Here is a 26,180-nt window from a genome sequence, read left to right as displayed (position 1 = left end):
AAGACGTGAAAGGTGCCCCCGTGTCGCACGAGGAACAGAAGCCGGGCAAACGGCTGTGGTACCCGGTCAAGGCGGCGCTGCCGGGCCGTCACCCGCACGAGGACAGGCCGCCCGTCACCGACTGGGTCGTGTTCGGCGTGACGGCCGTCCTCACGCTCGCCTTCGTGGTCTGGGGGTCGGCGTTCACCGAAGCACTGGAGAGCGCGTCCGACACTCTGCTGAGCGGCCTGATGCACAACGGCGGCTGGGCATTCGTCCTGGCCGCCTCGGGCTTCGTCGTCTTCGCGCTGTGGCTGGCGATCAGCCGTTACGGCAGGATTCCGCTCGGCCAGGAGCACGAGGGGCCCGAGTTCCGGACGGTGTCGTGGGTGGCGATGATGTTCAGCGCCGGCATGGGCATCGGCCTGATGTTCTACGGGGTCAGCGAACCGCTCGCGCACTACACCGATCCGCCGCCGGGCACCGATCCGGTCGACTCGGCGGACGCCATGTCGACGGCCCTGGCCACCACCCTCTTCCACTGGACCCTGCACCCGTGGGCGATCTACGCGGTGGTCGGCCTCGCCATCGCGTACAGCACCTTCCGGCGACGCAGGCGGCAGAACATCAGCGCCGTCTTCGAGCCGTTGATGGGCAAGGACAGGGCCAACGGCGCGCCGGGCCGCGTGATCGACGTCCTCGCGATCTTCGCCACCCTCTTCGGCTCGGCGACGTCCCTGGGCCTCGGCGCCCTGCAGATCGGCAGCGGATTCCGGGAACTGGGCTGGATGGAGCGGGCCGGGACCGGGCTGCTCATCTCCGTCATCGCGGTGCTGACGGTGTGTTTCGTGTTCTCGGCGGTCTCCGGCGTCGAGCGGGGCATCCAGTGGCTGTCCAACACCAACATGGTGCTCGCGGTGGTGCTCGCGGCGTTCGTCTTCATCGCCGGGCCCACCATCCTCGTCCTCGACCTCGTCCCCACCTCACTGGCCTCCTACATCGGCGACCTGCCGCAACTGGCCGGCCGGACGGAGGCGGCGACCGGCGGCGGTGACGTCGCGGACTGGCTGAGCAGCTGGACGGTCTTCTACTGGGCCTGGTGGATCTCCTGGACGCCGTTCGTCGGCATGTTCATCGCCCGCATCAGCCGTGGCCGTACGATCCGCCAGTTCGTCGGCGGCGTCATCCTCGTGCCGAGCACGGTCAGCCTGGTCTGGTTCGCCGTCTTCGGCGGCACGGCGATGCGGCTCCAGGAGGAGGGGCGGATGGGGGAAGAGACGACGCCGGAGGGCCAGCTCTTCGGCGTGCTGCAGCAGTTCCCGATCGCGGGTGCGATGAGCCTGCTCGTGATGATCCTCGTCGGCATCTTCTTCATCTCGGGTGCGGACGCCGCCTCGATCGTGATGGGCACGCTCTCCCAGAAGGGCACCTTCGAACCGGCGCGGCTCGTCGTCGTCTTCTGGGGCGTCGTGACCGGGGCCGTGGCGGCGGTGATGCTGCTCGTCGGCGAGGGCAAGGGCGACGCGCTCGCGGGCCTGCAGCACCTGACGATTCTCGTGGCGGCCCCCTTCGTGCTGGTGATGATCGGCATGTGCGTGGCCCTCATGCGTGACCTGCGCCAGGACCCCCTGATCGTCCGCGGCGAGATCGCCGAGGAGGCGGTGGAGTCGGCGGTGATCGCGGGCCACGAGAAGTACGCGGGCGAGTTCGAGATCCGCATCGGGCCGGGCACGGGCCCGGAGGCCGGCCGGATCCCCCCGGAGGAGGCGCAGAGCGGCCCCGGAACGCCGGACACGGACACGCCCCCGGACCAGGACAAGGACCGCCCCGGCGGGAGCTGACGGGCCGGTCCCCGGGCAGGCGGAGCCCGGTGGCCGGGGTCCGGCGGGCCACGACGAGGCCGGGACCGAGACGATTGACCGGTCCCGTCGAACCCATGGCCGCCCGTCCGCCCGGCTCGGGCGTGGGGCGGTCCCGGGCGCGGTGCGGTGCCGGTCCGGACCCCGCCCACGGCGAGGCGCTCAGCCCGCCAGCGCCGCCGCCGCTCGTGCGCAGCCCCAGGCCACCGTCACGCCCGCGCCGCCGTGGCCGTAGTTGTGGATCAGGAGACCGCCGTCCGGCAGGCGTTCGGAAGCGAGGCGGACACCGCCCGTGCGGGCCGGGCGCAGGCCCACGCGGTGGCCGAGGACGCGGGCGTCCCCGATGGCCGGCAGGACACGGGCGCAGCGCGCGATGATCGCCGCGGCCGTGGCCGGGTCCGGCTCCCGTGACCAGACGTCCTCGTCCGCCGTGCCGCCGAGGACGAGCCGCCCCGGCTGAGGGAAGAAGTACGTCGTCTCCGCCGAAGCCGCGTCGGCGGCGGTGAACCACCGCGTCACACCCGGGTTCTCCACCAGCACCAACTGGCCCCGCACCGGCCGCAGCGCCGGGTCGGACGCCAGCTCCCGCGCACCGAGACCCGTGCAGTTCACGACCACCGCGGCCCCGCTCCGGGCCTGCGCCTGCCCGAAGGAGGTCACCACGTGCCGTTCGAGCGTGCCGCCCGCCCCGGCCAGCCGTTTCTCCAGCCACCGCAGGTGAACCGGCATGTCGATCAGCGGAATCCGGGCCCGCAGCCCCGTCGGACACCCCACGGGCAGCTCGCCCGGCTCCGCCGTGCGCAGCCCGTCGACCTTGGCCGCCCACGCCCCGAGCCCCGCCATCCGCAGGTCCGCGTGGACTCCGGGCACCATCCGCACGCCGGTCTCCTCGGGGCGGGCCGCCAGCTCCCCGTACACCCGCAGCGAGTCGAGCGCCCAGGTCCCCGCCAGGGCCTCCGGCTCAATGCGGTACGGCCACCACAGCGCCCCCGCCACCGCGGACGTGGTGTCCTCGGCCGGCTCCCGGGACCAGACCCGCACCCGCCTGCCGCTCTCGGCGAGCACCACGGCCGTCGTCAGCCCGATGACCCCACCGCCCAGCACCAGCACGTCAGCGTTCATGCCGGGACCGTAGCCCATGGCCCGAGGGTGTGCGCCGCCGTCCCCGTCGGGGACACCTACGGCCCTCCTCCCGGGCTGGCCTAGGATCGGCCTCCTGATGACTGCCACTCTCGTCGCGAAGGACCTCGCCGCCGGCCACGGCGAGCGTTCGCTCTTCTCCGGCCTCGATCTCGTCGTCGCACCGGGCGACGTCATCGGCCTCGTCGGTGTCAACGGCGCGGGCAAGTCCACGCTCCTGCGCCTGCTCGCCGGACTCGACCGCCCCGAGCAGGGCGAGCTGCGGCTCTCACCGCCCACCGCGACCGTCGGCCACCTCCCGCAGGAGCCCGATCGCCGCGAGGGCGAGTCCGTACGGGACTTCCTCGCCCGCCGCACCGGCGTCGCCGCAGCGCAGGCCGCGATGGACGAGGCCACCCAGGGCCTCGTCGACGGGGTGCCCGGCGCGGACGACGCGTATGCCGTGAGCCTGGAGCGCTGGCTCGGCCTCGGCGGCGCCGATCTCGACGAGCGTGCCGAGGAGGTCGCCGACTCGCTCGGGCTCGCCGTCGGACTCGACCAGCCGATGACCGCGCTCTCCGGCGGCCAGGCCGCCCGCGCCGGACTGGCGTCCCTGCTGTTGTCCCGCTACGACGTGTTCCTGCTCGACGAGCCCACCAACGACCTCGACCTGGACGGACTGGAGCGACTGGAGCGCTTCGTCCAGGGCCTGCGCGCGGGCACCGTGGTCGTGAGCCACGACCGCGAGTTCCTGACCCGCACGGTCACCAAGGTCCTCGAACTCGACCTGGCGCAGCAGCAGATCACCCTCTACGGCGGCGGTTACGCGGCCTACCTGGAGGAGCGCGAGACGGCCCGCCGCCACGCGCGCGAGGACTACGAGGAGTACGCCGACAAGAGGGCCGCCCTGGAGAGCCGCGCCCATATGCAGCGCTCCTGGATGGACAAGGGCGTGAAGAACGCCCGCCGCAAGGCGACCGACAACGACAAGACCAGCCGCAAGACGCGCAGCGAGGCGAGCGAGAAGCAGGCGGCGAAGGCGCGGCAGACGCAGCGCATGATCGAGCGGCTCGACGTGGTCGAGGAGCCCCGCAAGGAGTGGGAGCTGCGGATGGAGATCGCCGCCGCGCCGCGCTCCGGTTCCGTCGTCGCGACACTGCGCGATGCCGAGGTCCGGCGCGGCGACTTCCGCTTCGGTCCGGCGTCCCTCCAGATCGACTGGGCCGACCGGGTCGCGATCACCGGCGCGAACGGCGCGGGCAAGTCGACACTGCTCGCCGCGCTCCTCGGCCGTCTCGACCTCGACGCCGGGCACGCCTCGCTCGGCTCGGGTGTCGTCGTCGGCGAGGTCGACCAGGCGCGGAAGCTGTTCCACGGGACACAGTCGCTGCTGGACGCGTTCTGCGCGGCCGTCCCCGACACGGAACCGGCCGACGTCCGCACGCTGCTGGCCAAGTTCGGGCTCAAGGCCGGACACGTGCTGCGCCCGGCGACCTCTCTCTCCCCGGGAGAACGCACCCGCGCTGCCCTGGCCCTGCTCCAGGGCCGCGGGGTCAATCTGCTGGTCCTGGACGAGCCGACGAACCACCTCGACCTGCCCGCCATCGAGCAGTTGGAGTCGGCCCTCGATTCCTACACGGGCACGCTGCTGCTGGTCACGCACGACCGGCGCATGCTGGACGCCGTCCGCACCACGCGCCGCGTCGAGGTGGCCGACGGGAAGGTGACCGAGCAGTGACCCCGGCGGCCGCGCAGGCCCACAGCCCGGCCGCCGCCCACCGGAGCACCGGAATTCGGCCGCGTCAGCCCACGGACCCCGCGCCGTGCCCTCCGGATCCTCGCGCAGCGCGGCCACCGCGCCCTCCGCGCCCGCAGACGTGGTCCGCAGGGGTGTGAACTGCCGCGTCAGGCAGGGCCACACCCCGCCTCCCGAACAGATCGACGGCTGACCGGAGCGACCGGCTGCGACGCTGCACCGGGCCGCACACGCTGATTTTCACGTTGCGATGAGCCGGATCCGGCAGAAGCTGGGTTACTCAGTGGTGGAGAGCGGCAGCAGCCTGTGTGGCATGCCTTCTCGTGAAGGCATTCGGACGCGCGCGTGAAGGGATCGCAGCCCGGGCGGCTGGGCCCGCAGCATCCGCGCCGCCCGCGCCACCGGATCGCCACCTGCAGCGGAACGAAACGTCGCAGGTGAGCGCCGCGACCGCCGGGTTTCCCCTACCGGGACGTGAGGTGCAAGCTGGAATGGAGGCCGCCTCGCCATCTCGGGAGCCGGCTCGGGACACGCGGTCTCGCCGCTCCGAGTGAGCTTGCCCGGGCTCGGCAGGAGGGAAGCGAGATGACAGAGCAGGTCACCACCGGTGCGCGTTGGCGCCTGACCGGTGATTGGTTCGATGTGTGCAAGTGCGCCATACCGTGCCCCTGCACGTTCGCGCAGCCCCCGACCTACGGCGACTGCGAAGGCGTGCTGGTCTGGCACATCCGGGAAGGCAGCTTCGGCGACGTGCGGCTCGATGATCTCAACGTCCTGATGCTCGGCTCCTTCGTCGGCAACGTCTGGGCCGGGGCGCACACCGACGCGTACGCCGCGGTCTTCCTCGACGAGCGCGCCGACGAGCAGCAGCGCGGTGCACTCGGGGCCATCTTCGGCGGTGAGGCGGGCGGATGGCCGGCGCAGTTCGGGGAGATGTTCCACCCCGAAATGCGTGGCATGGACATCGCTCCCATCCACGTGAAGATCGACGAGGACCTCGCCACCTGGCGAGCCGAGATTCCCGGCCGGGTCACGGCTGTCGCCGAGGCGCTCACCGGCCCGACGACGCCAGACGGCACACGCGTCCAGGTCCACAACGCTCCGGGCGCCGAGGTCGGGCCGGGCCAGGTCGCCACCTGGGGACGGGCAACCGCCGATCGCGCCGACGCATTCGGCTTCTCCTGGGAACGTTCGGGAAAGTCGAGCAAACACTTCAGCTTCGACTGGAGCGGTCCTGGCTGAGGAGCTGGGCGCGGGAGCGGCGCCACGTTCGTCTGCTCCATCGGCCGACCGGTCACATGCCGTCCATCGACGGCGTCGAACCCTCCAGCCCCGGCAACAACCAGTCCTGGAAGGGCGCGAGCACGGCCAGTACGAGGAACGCGACACCCACGACCCGGGCGAGCAGCGGGCCGCGGGACCACAGCTTCTCGACGAAGACGACCACGGCCAGCCCGGCCATCGCAGCGACGTTCATCACGCCGAGCGGGATCAGGACGACCATCAGTCCCGCGCAGCAGCCGACACAGTAGGCGCCGTGATGGACGCCCACCCTCAGATCGCGGGCCGGCTGCCGGAACCCCGCGTAGCGCACCAGGTGGCTCATGGGGTCACGACAGTGCCGCAGACAGACGTACTTGAGGGGGCCGAGCTGATAGAGACCCGCGAGCAGGAAGGCCACCGCGCCGATCCAGCGTCCGGCGGCCGGATGGTCGTCCACCAGGCCGCCGGTGAGGGCCAGAGCCGCGTAGGCGAGGAGTCCGAAGGCGGCCCACACCAGCAGATATCCGCCCACGAACTCGACGGTGCGCACGGTCCGCATCCAGCCGGAGGACTGCCGGCCGATCCCCCGCACCCACGTGATGGCCACCGGCGCCATGGACGGCAGCATCATGGCCGCCATCATCGTCACCCACAGCAGCAGGAACAGCGGCAGCGCCATCCCCATCGTGCCGGGCTCGACCCCCATGTCCCGGGCCTGCCCGACCGTCAGCGCCCAGGCGGGTGCCGCGATCAGGACCACGAGGAACCAGGCGGCCGCGAGATCCCGCGCCGGCAGCAACCCGCCGCCCGCTCCGGTCGGCGCGGGCGACTGCGTGGGTGCGAAGACGGAGGTCCGGGTGAAGCGCATCGGCGTGCCCTTCCACAGATGCATCCAGCAGACCACGCCTCAGCGCGGAGCGCGACCTCACCCGAACTCACGTGCAGCGACGGGGCCGAGGACACCGACGACGCGAGGCGGAAGAACTCCACGCCGACAAGGGCTGCCTGCGGCGATGGTTGAACGGGCGCGGTGTCACGCACCGCATCGCCTGCACACGCATCTGCTACCGCAGACTCGGCACACGAGAGGGCGTCCATGCACCGCCCCACCTCTCCACAGGGGTGAGGCGGCGCGAAGCTGCCGCCGACGGGAGCGGCCTCCACGCAGCGCCGCCATCGCCCCGGGGGGGGGCGGGGGGCCGCGGCCGAAGCTGCCGTCTTAGGGGTGTCGGGGCCCTGGCCCCACCTACCGCCCGCTCCCCCCGGCGAGGGGGCGCAGCCCCAGTGACGGGAAGGGCGGGGCGGGGAAAGTCCCGCCCCGCCCCGCCGAGTCGTGCCTCAGCCGCGCCGGCCGCCCCCGCCCTTCGGGTCCAGCAGCCCCGCCTTGCGCAGGGCGTCGGCCATCGCGCTGTTCGCCGGGGCGGGAGCCTGACGGGCGCCGCCACCGCCGTTGCCGCCCGCACCGCGGCGGTCGCGCCCGCCACCGCCCTGCCGCTGCTGCGGCGGACGCCCACCGCGCTCCCGCCTCGGGGCTCCGGACCCGCCCGACGGAGCCGACGCGTCGTCGTCCAGCCGCAGGGTCAGCGAGATCCGCTTGCGCGGGATGTCGACGTCGAGGACCTTCACCTTGACCACGTCACCGGGCTTCACCACGTCCCGCGGGTCCTTGACGAACGTCTTCGACATCGCCGACACGTGGACCAGACCGTCCTGGTGGACGCCGATGTCCACGAACGCCCCGAACGCGGCGACATTCGTGACGACGCCCTCCAGCACCATGCCGGGGGCCAGGTCGCCGATCTTCTCCACGCCCTCCTTGAACGTCGCCGTCCTGAAGGCGGGCCGCGGGTCGCGCCCCGGCTTCTCCAGCTCGCGCAGGATGTCCGTCACCGTCGGCAGACCGAAGGTCTCGTCCACGAAGTCGTCCGCCCGCAGCGACCGCAGCACACCGGTGTTGCCGATCAGGGAGGCGACCTCGCCGCCCGCCGTCTTCACCATCCGCCGCACCACCGGATACGCCTCCGGGTGCACGCTGGACGCGTCCAGCGGGTCGTCACCGCCCCGGATCCGCAGGAAGCCCGCGCACTGCTCGTACGCCTTCGGGCCGAGCCGCGCCACGTCCTTGAGCGCCTTGCGGGAACGGAAGGGACCGTTGGCGTCCCGGTGGGCCACGATGTTCTCGGCGAGACCCGCGCCGATGCCCGAGACACGCGAAAGCAGCGGCGCGGACGCCGTGTTGACGTCGACGCCGACACCGTTCACACAGTCCTCGACCACCGCGTCCAGCGAACGCGACAGCTTCACCTCGGACAGGTCGTGCTGGTACTGGCCGACCCCGATCGACTTGGGGTCGATCTTCACCAGCTCGGCGAGCGGGTCCTGCAGCCGCCGCGCGATCGACACGGCCCCGCGCAGCGACACGTCCAGGCCGGGCAGTTCCTGGGAGGCGAACGCGGACGCCGAGTACACCGAGGCCCCGGCCTCGGAGACCATGACCTTGGTCAGGCCCAGCTCCGGGTGCCTGGCGATGAGTTCACCGGCGAGCTTGTCGGTCTCGCGGGAGGCCGTGCCGTTGCCGATCGCGACCAGTTCGACCGCGTGCTCCTTCGCCAGCCGGGCCAGCTTCGCCAGCGCCTCGTCCCACTTGTTCGCCGGGACGTGCGGGTAAATGGTGTCGGTCGCGACGACCTTGCCGGTCGCGTCCACGACGGCGACCTTCACGCCGGTACGGAAGCCCGGGTCGAGCCCCAGGGTGGCGCGCGTGCCGGCGGGCGCGGCCAGCAGCAGGTCCCGCAGGTTCGCCGCGAAGACCCGCACCGCCTCGTCCTCGGCGGCCGTGCGCAGGCGCAGCCGCAGGTCGATGCCGAGGTGGACGAGGATGCGGGTCCGCCAGGCCCAGCGCACGGTGTCGGCGAGCCACGGGTCACCGGGCCGTCCCCGCTGCGCGATGCCGAAGCGGGCGGCGACGATCCCTTCGTACGACGAGGGGCCGTCCACCGGCTCCTCGGGCTCCAGGACGAGGTCGAGGATCTCCTCCTTCTCGCCGCGGAACATGGCGAGGACGCGGTGCGAGGGGAGTTCGGTGAACGCCTCGGCGAAGTCGAAGTAGTCGGCGAACTTGGCGCCGGCTTCCTCCTTGCCCTCGCGGACCCTGGCCGCGAGCCGGCCCCGCGTCCACATCCGCTCGCGCAGCTCACCGATCAGGTCGGCGTCCTCGGAGAAACGCTCCGTCAGGATGGCCCGCGCCCCCTCCAGTGCCGCGGCCGGATCGGCGACGCCCTTGTCCGCGTCGACGAACGCGGCGGCAGCCGCGAGCGGCTCCACGGACGGGTCGCCGAGCAGGCCGTCCGCCAGCGGTTCGAGGCCGGCCTCACGGGCGATCTGCGCCTTGGTGCGCCGCTTGGGCTTGAAGGGGAGGTAGACGTCCTCCAGCCGCGCCTTCGTGTCGGCGGCCCGGATCTGCGCCTCGACCTCGTCGGTGAGCTTGCCCTGTTCCCGGACGGACTCCAGAATCGCGGTCCGGCGCTCCTCCAGCTCCCGCAGATACCGCAGCCGCTCCTCGAGCGTGCGCAGCTGCGCGTCGTCGAGCATCTCGGTCGCTTCCTTGCGGTAGCGCGCGATGAACGGCACGGTCGACCCGCCGTCGAGCAGCTCGACGGCCGCCTTCACCTGCCGCTCGCGTACGCCGAGCTCCTCGGCGATCCTGCCTTCGATGGACGTGGTCACGGTTTCCCGACTCGCCTTCTCGTGCTGGCTGTGCTTGAGCCTGCATTGTGCCGGGTGCCGCCCTGCCGTGTCGCGCGCCGCAGCGGCGAAGAAGCAGGGCCTTCGGGGCTTTCGTTTGCTTTGTCCGCTCGCTCGACCGGGGCGGACCGGCCGGTGTATACCCGAGCCGCCCTGTACCGCGTGCATGCGCCCAGCGCTGCGCGCCGACCGAAAGCCGGATTGTCATGACATCGACGCCAGTCAACGAGGAGCCCTCCTCCGTGGAGGACTCCGGGCCCACGACGGAGCCGGCCGCGAAGCCCGACCGGACGGCGCTCGTCATCGCCGCGGTCCTGATCCTCGTGTGCGGCGGACTCGTCGGCTACGGCCTGCTCGGCTCGGACGACAAGCCCGCGGCCAAGCCCGTTCCCACCGCCGAGGTCACGTACGAGGTGCAGGGCAGGGGGACGGTCGAGATCTCGTACCAGGCCCGCAGTGAGGACGGGGCGGCGACGGTCGAGAAGGAGGTGGAACTGCCGTGGAAGAAGACGGTGCGGGTGCCGCTCGGCAAGGACCCGTCCGTCGGCATCGTGCTGGACGAGAAGGGCGGCGAGGCGAGCTGCACGCTGGCGATCCGCGGCGAACACGTCCAGCGGGCCACCGCCTTCGGCGAGTTCGGGCGCGCGACGTGCACGGGCGCGCTCCCGGCGCCCGAGCCGTCCCCCACGGACTGATCCGCCCGGCGGGAGCGGCCTTGAGGCCCGCAGCGGACTGAGGGCTGTCGTCCCGCCTCGCGGGGCGACAGCCCTCCTTTGAACGGTCCCCGCCGGCAACCGCCGCGGCCGGGCCGCGCACCCCGGCCGCGCGGGCGCAGCCGCAGGGGCGTCGGCCTGGCACGGCCGGTGCGGCGTCAGGCCGGCCGGCCCGTCGCCTCCGCGGGGAACGCACCCGCCGCGAAGGCCGTCAGCAGGAAGCCGCGGCCCAGTTCGGTCAGGCGCTCGACGGCCTGCGCGCCCAGGTGTTCGTACGGTGCGAGGTCCATGCGGTCCGTGTGCTCCTCGACCTCGTCGCGCAGCGCCGTGCCCGCTTGCGTCAACTCCCCCTCGGCGTCCAGCAGTCCGCGCTCCCGCAGACGGTCCTGCGCCGACTCCCAGTCCGCGCGGCTCCAGCCGCGCGTCGCGAGGATCCAGCGCGGCGCCATGCCCTTGCCGGTCGCCGTGTGGCTCACCAGCGCCTCCAGCGGATCGAGGCCCGCGAGCAGCAGGGCGGCCAGATGGGCGTCGCCGCGGTGCTCGCGCAGCAGGGTCGCCGCGTGCCAGTACGCGAGGTGCGGTTCGGAGGGCACCGGCTGGTCGGCGTGCGCGGCGTACAGCGGCCGGGCGTACCGGGTGCACGCCTCCGTGGCGCGCAGGGCCAGTTCCGCCGCCTCGGCCAGTTCCTTCGACGCGATGACATCCTCGCCGAGCAGCCGCCGCAGCGTCGTGTCGGCGGCGCGCAGCCGGGCCGCGAGCACTGTCTCGGGGGAGGCGGTGTCCCACACCGCGGGCAGATACCGGGCGATCAGCTCCGGATTGAAGTTGTAGAAGGTCGCCGCGACCGTGCCCGGCCCGACCGCACCCAGCGCCGCCGAACGCGCCGCGAAGTAGGCCGCGCGGGCATCGTCGATGCCGACGCCGGAGAGTTCCGTGCCCAGGTCGGGCGAGAAGTACACCGTGGAGTGCAGCGGGTTCAGCGCGTTGTGGCAGTGGCGTCCCGCGCGCGGGAGAAGAGAGGTCATGGCCAAAGGTTACCGACTGGTTGGTACGTCCGTACAGAGAAGCCGCGCAGCAGCCCGCCCATGGCAGGAAGGGTGGGACATTCGTCATTGCGGCCATCCCTGGCCCAGGCGAAGGATGGGGGCATGGCAGAGCGATCCGTCCTGGTCGTCCTCTTCGACGACGTGCAGAGCCTCGACGTGACCGGGCCGGTGGAGGTCTTCGCCGGTGCGGGCAGGGCGACCGGCGACCCGGCGGCGTACCCGATCCGAACGGCGACCCTGGACGGAGCCCCCGTCCGCACCTCCAGCGGCCTCACCCTGGTCCCCGACCTCGCCCTCACCGACGCCCCGCGCCCCCACACCCTCCTCGTCCCCGGCGGCCAGGGCACCCGCCGTCCCGACACACGGGTGATCGACTGGCTCCGTGAGCACGGCGCACGCGCCGAACGGCTCGTCTCCGTGTGCACGGGCGCCCTGCTGCTCGCCGAGGCGGGACTGCTCGACGGGCGGCGTGCCACCACCCACTGGGCCGCCTGCGACCACTTCGCCCGCGCCCACCCGGCGGTCGAGGTCGACCCCGACCCGATCTTCGTCCGCGACGGCCGGGTGTCCACCTCCGCCGGTGTCACGGCGGGCATCGACCTGGCCCTCGCGCTCGTGGAGGAGGACCTCGGGCGGGAGGTGGCGCTCACCGTGGCCCGCCACCTCGTCGTGTTCCTGCGCCGGCCGGGCGGCCAGGCGCAGTTCAGCGCCCAGCTCGCCGCCCAGACCGCGCGGCGCGACCCGCTGCGGGAGGTCCAGCACTGGGTGAGCGAGCACCCCTCGGCCGACTTGTCCGTGGAGGCGCTCGCGGGCCGGGCCCGTCTGTCACCGCGCCACTTCGCCCGCGCCTTCCGGGCCGAGACCGGCATGACCCCCGGCCGCTACGTGGAACGCGTGCGCCTCGAACACGCCCGGCGGCTCCTGGAGGACACCGGGGACGGAGTCGCGCTCGTCTCACGCGCCAGCGGCTACGGCACCCCCGAGGCCATGCGCCGGGCCTTCCTCAAGGCGTTCGGCGTCGCGCCCGCCGAGTACCGCCGCCGCTTCCGCGCCTCGGGAGCCCCCGCCGCCTGACCCGTCGCGCCCCCTGAACCCGCCGGGCCCGCGTACCACCGGGCCCGTGCACCGGGCCCGTGCACCACCGGGCCGCGTACCCGCGCGCCATCGACCCGCCCCGCCCACCGAAGGGACCTTTCATGCAGATCGCCGTCCTGCTCTTCGACCGCTTCACGGCCCTCGACGCCGTCGGCCCCTACGAAATGCTCTGCCGCCTCCCCGGCGCGGAGGTCGTCTTCGTCGCCGAGCGCCCCGGCCCTGTGGCGAACGACTGTGGGCAGCTGTCCCTCGTCGCGACGAAGAGCCTCGACGAGGTGCCCCGCCCGGACGTCGTCCTCGTACCCGGCGGGCCGGGCCAGAGCGACCAGATGGAGAACGAGGCCCTGCTCGACTGGCTGCGCACCGCCGACGCGACCTCCACGTGGACCACCTCCGTGTGCACGGGCTCGCTGCTGCTGGCCGCGGCCGGGCTGCTGAAGGGACGCGAGGCGACCTCGCACTGGCTCGCACTCGACGTGCTCAGGTCGTTCGGCGCCGAGCCCACCGGCCGCCGTGTCGTGACCGACGGCAAGTACCTCACCGCCGCCGGAGTGTCCTCGGGCATCGACATGGGCCTGACCCTGGTCGGCCGGCTGGCCGGTGACGAGCACGCGCAGGCCGTGCAGCTGCTGACCGAGTACGATCCCCAGCCGCCCTACGACGCGGGATCGCCTCAGAAGGCGCCCGCCCACCTCGTGGCGGAGTTCCGCACCAAGAGCCGGTTCATCCTCCGGTAGGACCCGGCGTCCAGCCGAAGAGCGGCGCCCTGCGCTCCAGGAAGGCGGCGACGCCCTCGGCGGTGTCGCCGCTCCCGCGCGCCTGCTCCGCCCAGTAAGCGTCCCGGTCGGTGCGGCCGGCGATGAACTCCTTGGCCGCGCACTGTGTCAGCTGCGAACGCGAGGCGAGGACGCGGGTGAACCCGGCCGCACGCCGGCCCAGTTCGCCCTCGGGCAGCACCTCGTCCACCAGCCCGGTGCGCAGCGCCCGGTCCGCGTCGATCAACTCCCCGGAGAACAACAGGTACTTGGCGGCAGCCGGACCCACCAGCGAGGCCAGCCTGCGGGTGGAGGCCGCGGGGTAGACGATGCCGAGCTTCGCGGGCGTCACACCGAACTGCGCGTCGTCCGCGGCGAACCGCAGGTCGCAGGCGGCGGCGAGCTGGCAGCCGCCGCCCACGCAGTACCCGCGCACCACGGCGAGCGTCGGCTTGGGGAAGGCCGCGAGCGCCTCCTCCGCGCGGACCGCGAGCGCCTGCGGGTCCTCGCCGGGCTCGCGCAGCGAGGAGATGTCCGCGCCCGCGCAGAAAGTCTTGCCCTCTCCGGTCAGCACCAGCGTCCGCACCACGGGGTCACCGGCCAGCCCGTCGAGCAGCTCGGGCAGGGCGCGCCACATCCCGGCGGTCATCGCGTTGCGCTTGGCGGGATTGCTGATCACGACCGTGGCGACACCGTCCTCGACGGTGTGCGTCAGCTGCGGCTGCGGGGACTCGGGCGGCTCCATGCGCCGGATGGTATCCGCCCGGGTCGGCGAGGCTTCCGGCGGGGAAAAGACTGCTGAAACGATCGGCCTGGCGAACCGCGCAGAAGGAGCCCCCAACCAGTCGCACAACTGACGCTGTCATACGCAAACGGTCAGAAGACACTAAAAGGCGATCACTTCTGTTCAGCTGCTCGGCCCTTACCGACTGACCTCCAACACTTATTACTCGATGGACTCGATGGTCAGTGGCAAACGAGCCGAGGGTGAAACTATGGAGAGCCGCGGGAGCGTGCCCGCCCGGCCGCTGTCGTACGAGGGGGTCTGGCGCTTCACCGCTCCGGCGGTCGACGTCTCCGTCCCGCAGGCCCGGCGCGCGGTGCGGGACCTGCTGGCACGTCAGGGGGCGCCGGTCGCCGACGAGGTGGTGCAGGGACTCCTGCTGATCGTCTCCGAGCTGGTCACCAACGCCGTACGGCACGCGGCCCTGCTGTCCCCCGAGCTCGCCGTCGAGGTCGCCATCGGCGCCCGGTGGGTCCGGGTGTCCGTCGAGGACAATCACCCCTACCGGCCCAAGGCGCTGGAGACCGACTCCGCGCAGACGGGCGGCCGGGGTCTGCTGCTCGTACGGGAGATCACCCGTGAGGCGGGCGGCCTGTGCGACGTCGAGCACACCGCGAGCGGCGGCAAGATCATCTGGGCCGAACTGCCGCTGGTCCCGGTGCTGAACGGTGAGGCGACGCCCATCTAGTCCGCAAGTGCGCCCGTCCGCAAGTCCGCGTCGGACGGGTGGTGCGGACCGCACCGGACCGCACCCGCCCCCGCCCACACGTCTCACCAGCCCCTCGACGGCCCCGTCAGTTCCCTGACCGCCGGGCGCGCGGCGTCCAGCACCGTCATGAACCACGCCGAGAACGTGGCCCGGCTGTGCAACTCCCTCAGCTCGTCGGGCGTCACGAACGCCGTCTCGCCGACCTCCTCGGGGTCCGGCCGGAGCGCGGACTGCACCATGCCGACGAAGAGGTGGTTGTACTCCTGCTCCACCAGCCCCGACGCCGGGTCGGGGTGGTTGTAGCGCACCGTGCCGGCCTCCGCGAGCAGTGACGGGGAGACGCCGAGCTCCTCGTACGTACGCCGGGCGGCGGCCGCGAACGGCGACTCCCCGGGGTAGGGGTGGCCGCAGCAGGTGTTCGACCAGACGCCGGGGGAGTGGTACTTGTTCAGCGCGCGGCGCTGGAGGAGCAGCCGGCCCTGCTCGTCGAAGAGGAACACCGAGAACGCGCGGTGCAGCCGGCCGGGCGCCTGATGGGCGGAGAGCTTCTCCGCGGTGCCGATGGTATTGCCCTGTTCGTCGACCAGTTCGAGCAGGATCGCTGGTGATGTGCCGTTCGACGAACTGTTCGCCGCAGTGGCTGGTGTGATCGGCATGACCATCCTTCGCATCGTTGCTCGGCCCCGGGAGTCTGCCCAGTCTGCCGCAAAAACGGTGCTTGTCCGCACTTCGGCGGCCTGGCATGTCCGCCCCGCCGCGCGGTGCGCACGGCGGGGCGGAGGACGGGTCAGACCCCGAAGGCCGAGGGATAGCGGATCTCACCGCGCGGGACCGCGGCCGACCCGTCCAGCACCATGGCCATCATGGCCTCGTCCGGCACGTCGAAACCTGGCCTGATCCCGTACCGGGCCGCCCGCTCGAAACCGAACCGCGGGTAGTACTCCGGATGCCCGAGCACCACCACCAGACTCTCACCACGCGCCCGCGCCGCGTCCAGCACGGCCCGCACCACCGCCTGCCCCGCGCCCCGGCGCCAATACCGGGGCGCGGTCGCCACCGGGGCCAGCGCCAGCGCGGGCGCGTCGCCCACGCGGCACCGCGTGAGCAGCGCGTACGCCGCGGGGGAGCCTCCCCCACGGCCTTCGCGGGAGGTACCCCCAGCGGCCTCGGCGATGTACGACAGTCCCGGCAGCCACGCCTCGCCGTCCTCGCGGAGCGCGTCCACCAGGGCGGCCTCGGCCGGCGTGGGGAAGGCGGCCGTGATCAGCTCGCGGACCGCGTCGGCGTCGGCCGCCGTCTCGGGGCGGGTGCGCCAGCGGGGATCGGCGGGACGCACCACATAGCCGGTGCAGCCGTACTCCGCGCCGTGCTCACGGCGCATGGCGATCTCCTCCCGGGTGGCGGCGAGGGCCTCGGCCATGCCCGGCGCCGAGGGATCCGCGGCGTCGGCCCGCGCGGCCAGCGGGCCGTAGTACTCGTCCCAGTCGCTCTCCGGCTGGCGGAGCACCGAGAGGATCGCGTATCCGGCGGCCGACGCCGCCGCGCAGTTCTCGGCGGTCGTCCGCAGCGGGTAGTGCCGGTCCCAGAAGGCGCGGGCGGCGGCCGAGGGCTCGGCCGTCCACTCGCACTCGGTCAGGACGAGACAGCCGCCCGGGGCGAGCAGCCGCCGCCACGCGGCGAGTGCGGTGTCGAAGCCGATGGAGTAGGCGGAGCTCTCCGCCCAGACGAGATCGAACGACCCGTCCGGGAAGGGGAGGTCGCCCATGTCGGCGCTGACGGTACGGATGACGTCACCGAGCCCGCGTGCGTCGGCGGACTGCCGCAGTTCCTCGAGGAACGGCCGGTGCAGGTCGACCGCGGTCACCCGCGCGCCGGCCTCGGCGGCCAGCAGCAGTGCGGAACGGCCGGGGCCGCAGCCCAGGTCGAGCACCCGCGGACACGCGGGCAGCGGTCCCGCGGCGGCGAGCAGCCGCAGCGAGGTGATGTCGGAACCGGGGCCCTGCCGCGGCAGACCGTGGTGCAGGGCGAAGAAGGCGTCGTGCGATGCGTTGTCGGACAACGGGGAAACCCTTGTGTGAAAGGGCTCCGGCCGACGGCACGACCGGGTCCGGTGGACGGACCGGGTCGGATCAGTGGTGGCCGGGAGCCCGGAAGCGGATGACGGACCGGGCGCTGCGCAGGGCAGCGTTCATCGCCGCAGTCATTCGATCTCAGCTCCTTCGAAGGGTCGGCCGGGACGTGATGGCCCGGGCCGAACCCTAACAACAACGCGCCCGCTCAGTGGCAGAGCTTCGCCTCGTGCTCCGCGTGCCCGACGGGCTCCAGCTGGAACGTGCAGTGCTCGACGTCGAAGTGGTCGCCGATGCAGCCCTGGAGTTCGTGGAGGAGCTTCTCGTACCCCACCGCGTCCAGGACGTCCTGGGTCACCACCACATGGGCGGAGAGCACGGGCATGCCCGAGGTGATCGTCCAGGCGTGCAGGTCGTGCACGTCCTCCACGCCCGGCAGCGCCAGCATGTGCGCCCGGACCTCGCCCATGTCGACGCCCTTGGGCGCCGCCTCCAGCAGCACGTTGAGCGTCTCCCGCAGCAGCCGCAGCGTGCGCGGGACGATCATGAGGCCGATGACGAGGGACGCGATCGGGTCGGCGTACTGCCAGCCCGTGCCCAGGATGATGCCGGCCGACACCAGCACGGTGACCGAGCCGAGCGCGTCGGCGAGCACCTCCAGGTAGGCGCCGCGGACGTTCAGGCTCTCCTTCTGGCCGCGTACCAGCAGGGAGAGCGAGACCATGTTGGCGATCAGGCCGACGAGCGCGAACGTGATGGTCAGGCCGCCGCGGGTCTCGGCCGGTGTGATGAAGCGCTCGACCGCCTCGAACAGCAGGTAGCCGCCGACGCCGAGCAGCAGCAGGCAGTTCGCGAGCGCGGCGAGGATCTCCGCCCGCGCGAGGCCGAAGGTGCGGTTCAGCCCGGCCGGGCGGTTGGCGAAGTGGATGGCGAGCAGGGCCATGGCCAGTCCGACGGCGTCCGTCGCCATGTGGGCGGCGTCCGCGATCAGGGCGAGCGAGCCGGACAGCACACCACCGACGATCTCCAGAACCATCACGCCCAGCGTGATGGACAGGGCGATGCGAAGCCGTCCCTTGTAAGCGGCGGCGGCGGTCCCCGTCGGCGGCGGCCCGCCGTGGTGATGCCCGTGGTCGTGCCCAGCCCCCATGAGGATGCCTCCAAGCCGGTGTCGGCGGTGTCGTCCAGGCCCTCAGTGAACTACTGGTGGGGGGTATGGTCAACACGGCACTGAACACCGTTGTCATGTGCCCTGACCTGCGGAAATGCCCGCAGGTCAGACGCCTGTGCGATCAGTCGGGCGCGGCGTCCGGGTGCCGCCGGAGCCAGCCCTCCCAGGCGGAATCGACCCTCTCCCGCACCCCGGGGGAGGCCGCCGAACCGGGCTCCTCGGTACTCGGATCGACCGAGGAGACCGCCTTCGCGGCGTCCCCCGGGCCGGCGCTCCTCCACGACGGGGAGGAAGGGCCCACCGGTGACTTCTGCCACCGGATCGGCGAGCTCGCGCACCGAGACCCCCCGCGCCGCGTCCGACGTCCACCGTCAGATCGCCGGCGGCGTCCGGTTCGGCCGGCCGCCGGGGCCACGTCATGACGGCCACCTCAGGCAGCGCCCTCCGAGACCCTCCCGCCGCGTTGCGGGCCGCCCTCCCCCTGCCCGGCGTCCGGCCGCGGTTTGTCCGGCGCGGCGGTGATCGACCATGATGATCCCGGCGGGCCTCCGAGGCGTGAACGGCCGATGAATTCCCGCTCCCCTTCATCCGATAGCCTCAGCCGACGTGCCGCCGCCCGGGGGACCGGGCCGAGCCGCTGTGCCAGTGCATCGTCAGCTCCAAGGAGTGAGTTCGTCTGTCGACCGCCATCCTCACCGGTCCGCCGGTCCCCGGATCGCCGCTCGAAGGCGATCTGCGGTCGCTGGGCTTCAGCGTGCACGTCGCCAATGGTCCCGAGCACACCGCCGCCCTCGTCGCGGACGTGCCGGCGGCCGAGCGCGTCGCCCTGGTCGACCCCCGCTTCGTCGGCCACGTCCACGCCCTGCGGCTGGCCCTGACCGACCCCCGCTTCCCGGCCGCCGCCGTCACCGGGGCGCTGACCGCCCAGCCGGCCGCCCGTGCCGCGCTGACCGCGGCCGTGCGCACGGCCACGGCGACCGTGCCCGCCGGGGCGGCCGCCGTCACCGGCGCCGGACTGGTGGACGACGTCGCCGGCGCACTCGAAGCCGCGGGCACCGCCGTGCACCGCCCGGAGCTCGGCTCCCTGGTCGCCGAGGTGCCCGCGGAGGCGGAGCACAGGCACCGGGCCCGCGCGGCGGTGGAGGCCGTCGACGACGAGGCCGTCCGCCTGCGCTCCGCCGTCAAGGCGCGCGACGGCTTCTTCACGACGTTCTGCGTCAGCCCGTACTCCCGCTACATCGCCCGCTGGTGCGCCCGCCGCGGACTGACCCCCAACCAGGTCACCACCGCCTCGCTGCTCACCGCGCTGATCGCCGCCGGATGCGCCGCGACCGGCACCCGCGCGGGCTTCGTCGCGGCAGGACTGCTGCTGCTCGTCTCCTTCGTCCTGGACTGCACCGACGGCCAGCTCGCCCGCTACTCGCTGCAGTACTCGACGATGGGCGCCTGGCTGGACGCCACCTTCGACCGCGCCAAGGAATACGCCTACTACGCCGGTCTCGCCCTCGGCGCCGCACGCGGCGGTGACGACGTATGGGCTCTCGCGCTCGGCGCGATGGTCCTGCAGACCTGCCGGCACGTCGTCGACTTCTCGTTCAACGAGGCCAACCACGACGCCACCGGGAACACGAGTCCCACGGCCGCCCTCTCCAACAGACTCGACAGCGTCGGCTGGACGGTGTGGGTGCGCCGGATGATAGTGCTGCCGATCGGCGAGCGCTGGGCCATGATCGCGGTGCTCACGGCAGTCACCACCCCCCGGATCGTCTTCTGGGCCCTGCTGGTCGGCTGCTCCCTCGCCGCCTGCTACACCACCGCCGGCCGCGTGCTGCGCTCCCTCACCCGGAGAGCTCATCGCACCGACCGCGCCGCCCGGGCGCTCGCGGACCTCGCCGACTCCGGCCCGGTGGCCCAGGCTGTGGCGCGGGCCACCGCGAAGGGCGTGCGCGGCCTCCCCTGGTTCACACCGCTCGCGGCCGCCGTCACCGGCGCCGCCGCGGTCGTGGCCACAGCGGCCTTCACCGGCTTCGGCTCCATGTGGACCGTCGCGGCGGCCGCCGCCTACGCGGTCACCTCGGGAATCGCGGTCGCGCGGCCCCTCAAGGGCGCACTCGACTGGCTGGTGCCGCCGGTGTTCCGCGCCGCCGAGTACGGCACCGTCCTCGTCATCGCCGCTCGCGCCGAGGTGAACGGGGCGCTGCCGGCAGCTTTCGGGCTGGTGGCGGCAGTCGCCTACCATCACTACGACACGGTGTACCGCATACGCGGCGGTACGGGTGCGCCCCCGCACTGGCTGGTGCGGGTGATCGGCGGGCACGAGGGGCGGGTCCTGGCGGTCGCGCTGGCCGCCTTCCTGCTGAACGGCACGGACTTCACCATCGCGCTGGCGGTCATCGCCGTGGCTGTCGCGCTCGTGGTGCTGGCCGAGAGCATCCGCTTCTGGGTGTCCTCGAGCGCACCCGCAGTACATGACGAAGGAGAACCCGCATGATCGGCCTCGTACTGGCAGCCGGTGCCGGACGGCGTCTTCGCCCCTACACCGACACGCTCCCGAAGGCCCTCGTGCCTGTGGACGGCGACACCACCGTCCTCGACCTCACCCTCGGCAACTTCGCCGAGATCGGCCTCACCGAGGCCGCGATCGTCGTCGGCTACCGCAAGGAGGCCGTCTACGAGCGCAAGGCGGCGCTGGAGGCGAAGTACGGTCTGAAGCTCACCCTCGTCGACAACGACAAGGCCGAGGAGTGGAACAACGCCTACTCCCTGTGGTGCGCCCGTGACGTCCTCGCCGAGGGCGTCATCCTCGCCAACGGCGACACCGTGCACCCCGTGTCGGTCGAGAAGACGCTGCTCGCCGCCCGCGGAAACGGCAAGCGGATCATCCTCGCCCTCGACACGGTGAAGAACCTCGCCGACGAGGAGATGAAGGTCGTCACCGCCGACGGCAAGGGCGTCCGGCGGATCACCAAGCTCATGGACCCGGCCGAGGCCACCGGCGAGTACATCGGTGTCACCCTCATCGAGCCCGACGCCGCCGCCGACCTCGCCGACGCGCTGAAGGCCACCTTCGAGCGGGACCCGGACCTCTACTACGAGGACGGCTACCAGGAGCTCGTCCATCGCGGTTTCACGATCGACGTGGCCCCGATCGGGGACGTCAGGTGGGTCGAGATCGACAACCACGACGACCTCGCGAAGGGCCGTGAGATCGCGTGCCTGTACTGACCCGGCTCATCCCGTCGCCGGTCGTCGTCGACATCCGCGCGGGAGCCCTGGACGACCTGGCCGCGCTCCTGGCGGACCAGCGCATCTCCGCGTCCGGCAAACTCGCCTTCGCCGTCAGCGGCGGCTCGGGGCAGGCGCTGCGCGAGCGTCTGGCCCCCGCGCTGCCGGGCGCCGACTGGTACGAGGTCTGCGACGGCACCATCGACTCCGCGGTCAAGCTCGCCGACGACATCAAGGGCAGCCGCTACGACGCGGTCGTCGGCCTCGGCGGCGGCAAGATCATCGACGTGGCGAAGTACGCCGCTGCCCGGGTCGGGCTTCCGCTCGCCGCCGTCGCGACCAACCTCGCGCACGACGGCCTGTGCTCGCCGATCTCCATCCTCGACAACGACAACGGCCGCGGCTCCTACGGCGTGCCCTCGCCGATCGCCATGGTCATCGACCTCGACGTGGTCCGCGACGCCCCCGTGCGCTTCGTCCGCTCCGGCATCGGCGACGCGATCTCCAACATCTCGGCGATCGCCGACTGGGAGCTGTCCCACCGCGTCAACGGCGAGCCGGTGGACGGCCTGGCCGCGGCCATGGCCCGCACCGCCGGTGAGTCCGTGCTGCGCCACCCCGGCGGCGTCGGCGACGACGAGTTCCTCACCGTCCTCGCCGAGGCCCTGGTGCTCTCCGGCATCGCCATGTCGATCAGCGGCGACTCGCGGCCGTCGTCGGGCGCCTGCCACGAGATCAGCCACGCCTTCGACCTCCTCTACCCCAAGCGGGCCGCCAGCCACGGCGAGCAGGTCGGCCTCGGAGCCGCGTTCGCGATGCACCTGCGCGGTGCGCGCGAGGACGCGGTCCTGTTCGCCGAGGCACTGCGCCGGCACGGGCTGCCGGTGCTGCCGGAGGAGATCGGGTTCTCCGCGGAGGAGTTCGTCCGCGCCGTGGAGTACGCACCGCAGACCCGCCCGGGACGGTTCACCGTCCTCGAGCACCTCGACCTCACCACCGATCAGATCAGGGACGCGTACGCCGACTATGCCAAGACCATCCGTAGCTGAACTGCGTCCGGTCGTTCACCCGGCGGGTGTCAAGGACCGGCGCAGCGGAGAGCACTGGGGCGGGCGCCTGTACATGCGGGAGATCTCGCTGCGCGTCACCCGCTGCCTGGTGAACACCCGGGTCACGCCGAACCAGCTGACCTACCTGATGACTCTCGCGGGCGTCCTCGCCGCTCCGGCCCTTCTGGTGCCGGGGATCTGGGGTGCCGTCCTCGGCGTGGTGGCGGTTCAGCTGTACCTGCTGCTCGACTGCGTCGACGGCGAGGTGGCCCGCTGGAAGAAGCAGTTCTCGCTGTCCGGCGTCTACCTGGACCGGGTCGGCGCCTACCTGTGCGACGCGGCGGTCCTGGTCGGCTTCGGCCTGCGCGCCGCGGACCTGTGGGGCAGCGGCCGGATCGACTGGCTGTGGGCCTTCCTCGGCACGCTCGCCGCGCTCGGCGCGATCCTGATCAAGGCGGAGACCGACCTGGTCGGCGTCGCCCGCCACCAGGGCGGCCTGCCCCCGGTCAAGGAGGCGGCGGCCGAGCCGCGCTCCTCCGGCATGGCGCTCGCCCGCCGGGCCGCCGCCGCGCTGAAGTTCCACCGGCTGGTCCTCGGCATCGAGGCGTCCCTGCTCATCCTGGTGCTGGCCGTCCTGGACCAGTTCCGGGGCGACCTGTTCTTCTCGCGCCTCGGCGTCGCCGTGCTGGCCGGCATCGCGCTGCTGCAGACCGTGCTGCACCTGGTCTCGATCCTGGCGTCGAGCAGGCTCAAATGACCGCTCCGCTCAAGCTGGGCGCGGTCGTCATCACCATGGGCAACCGCCCCGACGAACTGCGCGCGCTCCTCGACTCGGTCGCCAAGCAGCACGGCGACCGGATCGAGGTCGTCGTGGTCGGAAACGGCGCCCCCGTGCTCGACGTCCCGGACGGCGTGCGGACCGTGGACCTGCCTGAGAACCTGGGCATCCCGGGCGGGCGCAACGTGGGCATCGAGGCGTTCGGCCCGTCCGGCAGGGACGTCGACGTCCTGCTCTTCCTCGACGACGACGGCCTGCTGGCGGGCGCCGACACCGGCGAACTGGTGCGCCAGGCCTTCGACGCCGACCCCCGGCTCGGCATCATCAGCTTCCGCATCGCCGACCCCGAGACCGGGCTCACCCAGCGCCGCCACGTCCCGCGGCTGCGCGCCAGTGACCCGATGCGCTCCTCGCGCGTCACGACCTTCCTCGGCGGCGCCAACGCCGTGCGGACCGAGGTCATCGAGCAGGTCGGCGGGCTGCCCGACGAGTTCTTCTACGCCCACGAGGAGACCGACCTCGCCTGGCGCGCGCTCGACGCGGGCTGGGCCATCGACTACCGCGCGGACATCGTCCTGCTCCACCCCACGATGCCGCCCTCGCGGCACGCGGTCTACCACCGCATGGTGGCCCGTAACCGTGTGTGGGTGGCCCGCCGCAACCTGCCCGCGCCGCTCATCCCCGTCTACCTGGGCGTGTGGGTGCTGCTCACGCTGCTGCGCCGGCCCACGGTGCCCGCGCTGAAGGCGTGGTTCAGGGGCTTCGCGGAGGGATGGCGGACCCCCTGCGGACCGCGCCGTCCCATGAAGTGGCGTACTGTGTGGCGGCTCACCAAGCTGGGCCGACCTCCTGTCGTCTGACAAGCTCGGTTCTGAGAGCATCTGGGCCGAAGGACACACAGAGCCCCGATCAGCCCCGCATCGTGAACACGGAAGTTTCAACTTGTGAGTGACACAACCCATGACGGTGCCGTCGCGATGAGCCCTACGCCGTCGCCCGACGACGGCCTCTCGCCGGCGCAGCTCGCCGCCAAGTACGGACTGTCCGTCTCCGGTGCCCGTCCCGGCCTCGCCGAGTACGTCAGGCAGCTGTGGGGGCGGCGCCACTTCATCCTGGCGTTCTCGCAGGCCAAGCTCACGGCCCAGTACAGCCAGGCGAAGCTCGGCCAGCTGTGGCAGGTGGCGACCCCGCTGCTCAACGCGCTGGTCTACTTCCTGATCTTCGGTCTCATCCTGAAGGCCAGCCGCGGCATGCCGGTCGAGGTCTACGTGCCCTTCCTGGTGACCGGTGTGTTCGTGTTCACGTTCACCCAGAGCTCGGTGATGGCGGGCGTCCGCGCGATCTCGTCCAACCTGGGCCTGGTGCGGGCCCTGCACTTCCCACGCGCCTCGCTGCCCATCTCCTTCGCGCTCCAGCAGCTCCAGCAGCTGCTGTTCTCCATGCTCGTGCTGGTCGTCATCGTCGTGATCTTCGGCAGCTATCCCACCTGGTCGTGGCTCCTGGTGGTCCCGGCGCTGGCCCTGCAGTTCCTGTTCAACACCGGGCTGGCCATGATCATGGCGCGGCTCGGTGCGAAGACCCCGGACCTGGCCCAGCTCATGCCGTTCGTCATGCGGACCTGGCTGTACGCGTCGGGTGTGATGTTCTCCATCCCGGTCATGCTCGCCGACCGGCCGGCCTGGATCGCCGACGTCCTGATGTACAACCCGGCGGCGCTGTACATGGACCTCGTCCGGTTCGCACTGATCGACGGCTACGGTTCCGAGAACCTGCCCTCGCACGTGTGGGCGTCGGCCCTGGGCTGGGCCGTCGTGATCGGCTTCGCGGGCTTCGTGTACTTCTGGAAGGCTGAGGAGCGCTACGGCCGTGGCTGACGAAAAGAACGACATCAGGTCCGCCGCACGCGTGCCGACCGTCATCGCGGACGACGTGCACATCGTCTACCGCGTCAACGCGGGCGGCGGTGGCAGGGGGAGCGCCACCGCGGCCCTGAGCCGGATCCTGCGGCGCGACAAGGGCGAGTCCCGCGGGGTGCGCAAGGTGCACGCCGTACGCGGTGTGTCCTTCACCGCCTACCGCGGCGAGGCCATCGGCCTCATCGGCACCAACGGCTCCGGCAAGTCGACCCTCCTGCGGGCGATCGCCGGCCTGCTGCCCGCCGAGAGCGGCAAGGTGTACACCGACGGACAGCCCTCGCTGCTCGGCGTCAACGCGGCGCTGATGAACGACCTCACGGGCGAGCGGAACGTCATACTCGGCGGCCTGGCCATGGGCATGTCGCGTGAGGAGATCCGCGAGCGCTACCAGGGCATCGTCGACTTCTCGGGCATCAACGAGAAGGGCGACTTCATCACCCTGCCCATGCGCACGTACTCCTCCGGCATGGCGGCCAGGCTCCGTTTCTCCATCGCCGCCGCCAAGAACCACGACGTCCTGATGATCGACGAGGCCCTGGCCACCGGCGACCGCCGCTTCCAGATCCGCTCCGAGGAGCGCATCCGCGAGCTCCGCAAGGAGGCCGGCACGGTCTTCCTGGTCAGCCACAGCAACAAGTCGATCAGGGACACCTGCGACCGGGTCCTGTGGCTGGAGAAGGGCGAGCTGCTGATGGACGGCCCGACCGACGAGGTCATCAAGGCGTACGAGAAGGAGACCGGCAAGTAGCCGTCACCACGCCCCGGGCCCCCGCCGCAGGCCGAGCGGCGGGGGCCTCGTGCACGGGGTGGGTCCTGTCGCCGTGTCCCCCCTGATCCGCTCGGAACGCAAGGGCGAAGTCCTGTGCGTCCAGGGGAGGTTGGGGTGAATCGACGCGTCTGCCCCGGGGCGGGCGGTACCCCGGGACTGTGTCGCGCGTTGTACGACGTAAGCTGTAGCGGTGCGGAATCGCGGCAAGTGAGGGGATTTGTCCCTCACGTCTCGGGGGCGGGACGGTCACCGGAGGTGAGGACGGGCGGCGGCGTGTCCGAAATAGGATGTATTGGGTCGGCAGTGTAGAACGGGAGATGTGACGGCCATGACGGAATCTCTCCAGCTCCGCGACGCCTGTGCCGTCCCCGTACCGGGCAG

At 72.2% G+C, this 26,180-nt stretch carries 22 protein-coding genes and 1 pseudogene; 14 read left to right on the top strand and 9 right to left on the bottom strand.

The window, feature by feature from the left end:
* The first annotated feature begins 77 nt into the window (after positions 1-77).
* Positions 78-1,820 (top strand): BCCT family transporter, encoded by a 1,743-nt coding sequence (locus tag AB0K02_RS10060; RefSeq protein ID WP_365991983.1) that lies wholly within the window; start codon positions 78-80, stop codon positions 1,818-1,820.
* Between the two features lie 180 nt (positions 1,821-2,000).
* Here AB0K02_RS10060 and AB0K02_RS10055 read toward each other — a convergent pair whose 3' ends face one another.
* Positions 2,001-2,960, bottom strand: a complete 960-nt coding sequence (locus AB0K02_RS10055; protein WP_365991885.1) for an FAD-dependent oxidoreductase — start codon at positions 2,958-2,960, stop codon at positions 2,001-2,003.
* Between the two features lie 97 nt (positions 2,961-3,057).
* Here AB0K02_RS10055 and AB0K02_RS10050 point away from each other — a divergent pair, with 97 nt between their 5' ends.
* Together AB0K02_RS10050 and AB0K02_RS10045 are read left to right on the top strand one after the other, a co-directional pair.
* Positions 3,058-4,695 (top strand): ABC-F family ATP-binding cassette domain-containing protein, encoded by a 1,638-nt coding sequence (locus AB0K02_RS10050; RefSeq protein ID WP_365991884.1) that lies wholly within the window; start codon positions 3,058-3,060, stop codon positions 4,693-4,695.
* 603 nt (positions 4,696-5,298) lie between these two features.
* Positions 5,299-5,955 (top strand): DUF1326 domain-containing protein, encoded by a 657-nt coding sequence (locus tag AB0K02_RS10045; RefSeq protein WP_365991883.1) that lies wholly within the window; start codon positions 5,299-5,301, stop codon positions 5,953-5,955.
* 52 nt (positions 5,956-6,007) lie between these two features.
* On the opposite strand, the gene AB0K02_RS10040 is transcribed toward AB0K02_RS10045, so the two are convergent.
* Positions 6,008-6,844 carry a DUF2182 domain-containing protein gene (locus AB0K02_RS10040; RefSeq protein WP_365991982.1) on the bottom strand — a complete coding sequence of 279 codons (837 nt, stop codon included), beginning with the start codon at positions 6,842-6,844 and terminating at the stop codon, positions 6,008-6,010.
* Between the two features lie 470 nt (positions 6,845-7,314).
* Positions 7,315-9,702 (bottom strand): Tex family protein, encoded by a 2,388-nt coding sequence (locus tag AB0K02_RS10035; protein ID WP_365991882.1) that lies wholly within the window; start codon positions 9,700-9,702, stop codon positions 7,315-7,317.
* 224 nt (positions 9,703-9,926) lie between these two features.
* On the opposite strand from AB0K02_RS10035, the gene AB0K02_RS10030 reads away from it, so the two are divergent.
* Positions 9,927-10,415 (top strand): hypothetical protein, encoded by a 489-nt coding sequence (locus AB0K02_RS10030; RefSeq protein ID WP_365991881.1) that lies wholly within the window; start codon positions 9,927-9,929, stop codon positions 10,413-10,415.
* Positions 10,416-10,591: 176 nt separating this feature from the next.
* Here AB0K02_RS10030 and AB0K02_RS10025 read toward each other — a convergent pair whose 3' ends face one another.
* Positions 10,592-11,458: a hypothetical protein gene (locus AB0K02_RS10025; protein ID WP_365991880.1), complete on the bottom strand. Its 867-nt coding sequence runs from the start codon at positions 11,456-11,458 to the stop codon at positions 10,592-10,594.
* A 123-nt stretch (positions 11,459-11,581) separates the two neighbouring features.
* On the opposite strand from AB0K02_RS10025, the gene AB0K02_RS10020 reads away from it, so the two are divergent.
* Together AB0K02_RS10020 and AB0K02_RS10015 are read left to right on the top strand one after the other, a co-directional pair.
* Positions 11,582-12,553, top strand: coding sequence for a GlxA family transcriptional regulator (locus tag AB0K02_RS10020; protein ID WP_365991879.1), 972 nt, complete (start codon positions 11,582-11,584; stop codon positions 12,551-12,553).
* A 122-nt stretch (positions 12,554-12,675) separates the two neighbouring features.
* A complete protein-coding gene (locus AB0K02_RS10015; protein ID WP_365991878.1) occupies positions 12,676-13,311 on the top strand; it encodes a DJ-1/PfpI family protein in 636 nt (211 codons plus the stop codon).
* Here AB0K02_RS10015 and AB0K02_RS10010 read toward each other — a convergent pair.
* The gene (locus AB0K02_RS10010; protein ID WP_365991877.1) at positions 13,298-14,074 is read right to left on the bottom strand and encodes an enoyl-CoA hydratase/isomerase family protein; all 777 of its coding nucleotides are present in this window, start codon (positions 14,072-14,074) and stop codon (positions 13,298-13,300) included. The genes AB0K02_RS10015 and AB0K02_RS10010 overlap by 14 nt on opposite strands.
* Before the next feature lie 250 nt (positions 14,075-14,324).
* Here AB0K02_RS10010 and AB0K02_RS10005 point away from each other — a divergent pair, with 250 nt between their 5' ends.
* A complete protein-coding gene (locus AB0K02_RS10005; RefSeq protein WP_365991876.1) occupies positions 14,325-14,801 on the top strand; it encodes an ATP-binding protein in 477 nt (158 codons plus the stop codon).
* Positions 14,802-14,884: 83 nt separating this feature from the next.
* On the opposite strand, the gene idi is transcribed toward AB0K02_RS10005, so the two are convergent.
* The 4 genes and pseudogenes from idi to AB0K02_RS09985 all read right to left on the bottom strand — a co-directional run.
* The gene (gene idi / locus AB0K02_RS10000) at positions 14,885-15,478 is read right to left on the bottom strand and encodes an isopentenyl-diphosphate Delta-isomerase (protein WP_365991874.1); all 594 of its coding nucleotides are present in this window, start codon (positions 15,476-15,478) and stop codon (positions 14,885-14,887) included.
* A gap of 131 nt (positions 15,479-15,609) precedes the next feature.
* Positions 15,610-16,881 (bottom strand): bifunctional class I SAM-dependent methyltransferase/N-acetyltransferase, encoded by a 1,272-nt coding sequence (locus AB0K02_RS09995; RefSeq protein WP_365991873.1) that lies wholly within the window; start codon positions 16,879-16,881, stop codon positions 15,610-15,612.
* Between the two features lie 218 nt (positions 16,882-17,099).
* Complete coding sequence (locus tag AB0K02_RS09990) at positions 17,100-18,041, bottom strand: cation diffusion facilitator family transporter (protein ID WP_365991871.1); 942 nt, start codon at positions 18,039-18,041, stop codon at positions 17,100-17,102.
* 142 nt (positions 18,042-18,183) lie between these two features.
* Positions 18,184-18,452: pseudogene (locus tag AB0K02_RS09985) on the bottom strand (UDP-glucose 4-epimerase GalE); the annotation flags it as partial.
* Between the two features lie 286 nt (positions 18,453-18,738).
* Here AB0K02_RS09985 and AB0K02_RS09980 point away from each other — a divergent pair.
* The 7 genes from AB0K02_RS09980 to AB0K02_RS09950 all read left to right on the top strand — a co-directional run bounded on the left by AB0K02_RS09980 (position 18,739) and on the right by AB0K02_RS09950 (position 25,778).
* Entirely contained in the window at positions 18,739-20,553 is a 1,815-nt protein-coding gene (locus tag AB0K02_RS09980; RefSeq protein ID WP_365991981.1) for a DUF5941 domain-containing protein, read from the top strand.
* Positions 20,550-21,287 (top strand): phosphocholine cytidylyltransferase family protein, encoded by a 738-nt coding sequence (locus AB0K02_RS09975; protein WP_365991870.1) that lies wholly within the window; start codon positions 20,550-20,552, stop codon positions 21,285-21,287. The genes AB0K02_RS09980 and AB0K02_RS09975 overlap by 4 nt, the downstream gene beginning before the upstream one ends.
* Positions 21,275-22,336, top strand: coding sequence for an iron-containing alcohol dehydrogenase family protein (locus AB0K02_RS09970; RefSeq protein ID WP_365991869.1), 1,062 nt, complete (start codon positions 21,275-21,277; stop codon positions 22,334-22,336). Before AB0K02_RS09975 ends, AB0K02_RS09970 begins: the two co-directional genes overlap by 13 nt.
* Positions 22,314-23,093, top strand: a complete 780-nt coding sequence (locus AB0K02_RS09965; RefSeq protein WP_365991868.1) for a CDP-alcohol phosphatidyltransferase family protein — start codon at positions 22,314-22,316, stop codon at positions 23,091-23,093. The genes AB0K02_RS09970 and AB0K02_RS09965 overlap by 23 nt, the downstream gene beginning before the upstream one ends.
* The gene (locus AB0K02_RS09960) at positions 23,090-23,974 is read left to right on the top strand and encodes a glycosyltransferase (protein ID WP_365991867.1); all 885 of its coding nucleotides are present in this window, start codon (positions 23,090-23,092) and stop codon (positions 23,972-23,974) included. The genes AB0K02_RS09965 and AB0K02_RS09960 overlap by 4 nt, the downstream gene beginning before the upstream one ends.
* Positions 23,975-24,058: 84 nt before the next feature.
* Positions 24,059-24,988 (top strand): ABC transporter permease, encoded by a 930-nt coding sequence (locus tag AB0K02_RS09955; RefSeq protein WP_365991866.1) that lies wholly within the window; start codon positions 24,059-24,061, stop codon positions 24,986-24,988.
* Positions 24,981-25,778 carry an ABC transporter ATP-binding protein gene (locus AB0K02_RS09950; protein WP_365991865.1) on the top strand — a complete coding sequence of 266 codons (798 nt, stop codon included), beginning with the start codon at positions 24,981-24,983 and terminating at the stop codon, positions 25,776-25,778. The genes AB0K02_RS09955 and AB0K02_RS09950 overlap by 8 nt, the downstream gene beginning before the upstream one ends.
* The last annotated feature ends 402 nt before the right edge of the window (positions 25,779-26,180 follow it).

The organism is Streptomyces sp. NPDC049597 (assembly GCF_040675505.1).
In the GTDB taxonomy this organism is placed as follows: Bacteria; Actinomycetota; Actinomycetes; order Streptomycetales; family Streptomycetaceae; genus Streptomyces.
This window is presented reverse-complemented; position numbering and strand designations above follow the sequence as displayed.

Coding starts and splice junctions, on each gene's coding strand:
- AB0K02_RS10055 (WP_365991885.1), bottom strand. CDS start 2,960: ATGAACGCTGACGTGCTGGTGCTGGGCGGTGGGGTCATCGGGCTGACG.
- AB0K02_RS10050 (WP_365991884.1), top strand. CDS start 3,058: ATGACTGCCACTCTCGTCGCGAAGGACCTCGCCGCCGGCCACGGCGAG.
- AB0K02_RS10045 (WP_365991883.1), top strand. CDS start 5,299: ATGACAGAGCAGGTCACCACCGGTGCGCGTTGGCGCCTGACCGGTGAT.
- AB0K02_RS10040 (WP_365991982.1), bottom strand. CDS start 6,844: ATGCGCTTCACCCGGACCTCCGTCTTCGCACCCACGCAGTCGCCCGCG.
- AB0K02_RS10030 (WP_365991881.1), top strand. CDS start 9,927: ATGACATCGACGCCAGTCAACGAGGAGCCCTCCTCCGTGGAGGACTCC.
- AB0K02_RS10025 (WP_365991880.1), bottom strand. CDS start 11,458: ATGACCTCTCTTCTCCCGCGCGCGGGACGCCACTGCCACAACGCGCTG.
- AB0K02_RS10020 (WP_365991879.1), top strand. CDS start 11,582: ATGGCAGAGCGATCCGTCCTGGTCGTCCTCTTCGACGACGTGCAGAGC.
- AB0K02_RS10015 (WP_365991878.1), top strand. CDS start 12,676: ATGCAGATCGCCGTCCTGCTCTTCGACCGCTTCACGGCCCTCGACGCC.
- AB0K02_RS10010 (WP_365991877.1), bottom strand. CDS start 14,074: ATGGAGCCGCCCGAGTCCCCGCAGCCGCAGCTGACGCACACCGTCGAG.
- AB0K02_RS10005 (WP_365991876.1), top strand. CDS start 14,325: ATGGAGAGCCGCGGGAGCGTGCCCGCCCGGCCGCTGTCGTACGAGGGG.
- idi (WP_365991874.1), bottom strand. CDS start 15,478: ATGCCGATCACACCAGCCACTGCGGCGAACAGTTCGTCGAACGGCACA.
- AB0K02_RS09990 (WP_365991871.1), bottom strand. CDS start 18,041: ATGGGGGCTGGGCACGACCACGGGCATCACCACGGCGGGCCGCCGCCG.
- AB0K02_RS09975 (WP_365991870.1), top strand. CDS start 20,550: ATGATCGGCCTCGTACTGGCAGCCGGTGCCGGACGGCGTCTTCGCCCC.
- AB0K02_RS09965 (WP_365991868.1), top strand. CDS start 22,314: ATGCCAAGACCATCCGTAGCTGAACTGCGTCCGGTCGTTCACCCGGCG.
- AB0K02_RS09960 (WP_365991867.1), top strand. CDS start 23,090: ATGACCGCTCCGCTCAAGCTGGGCGCGGTCGTCATCACCATGGGCAAC.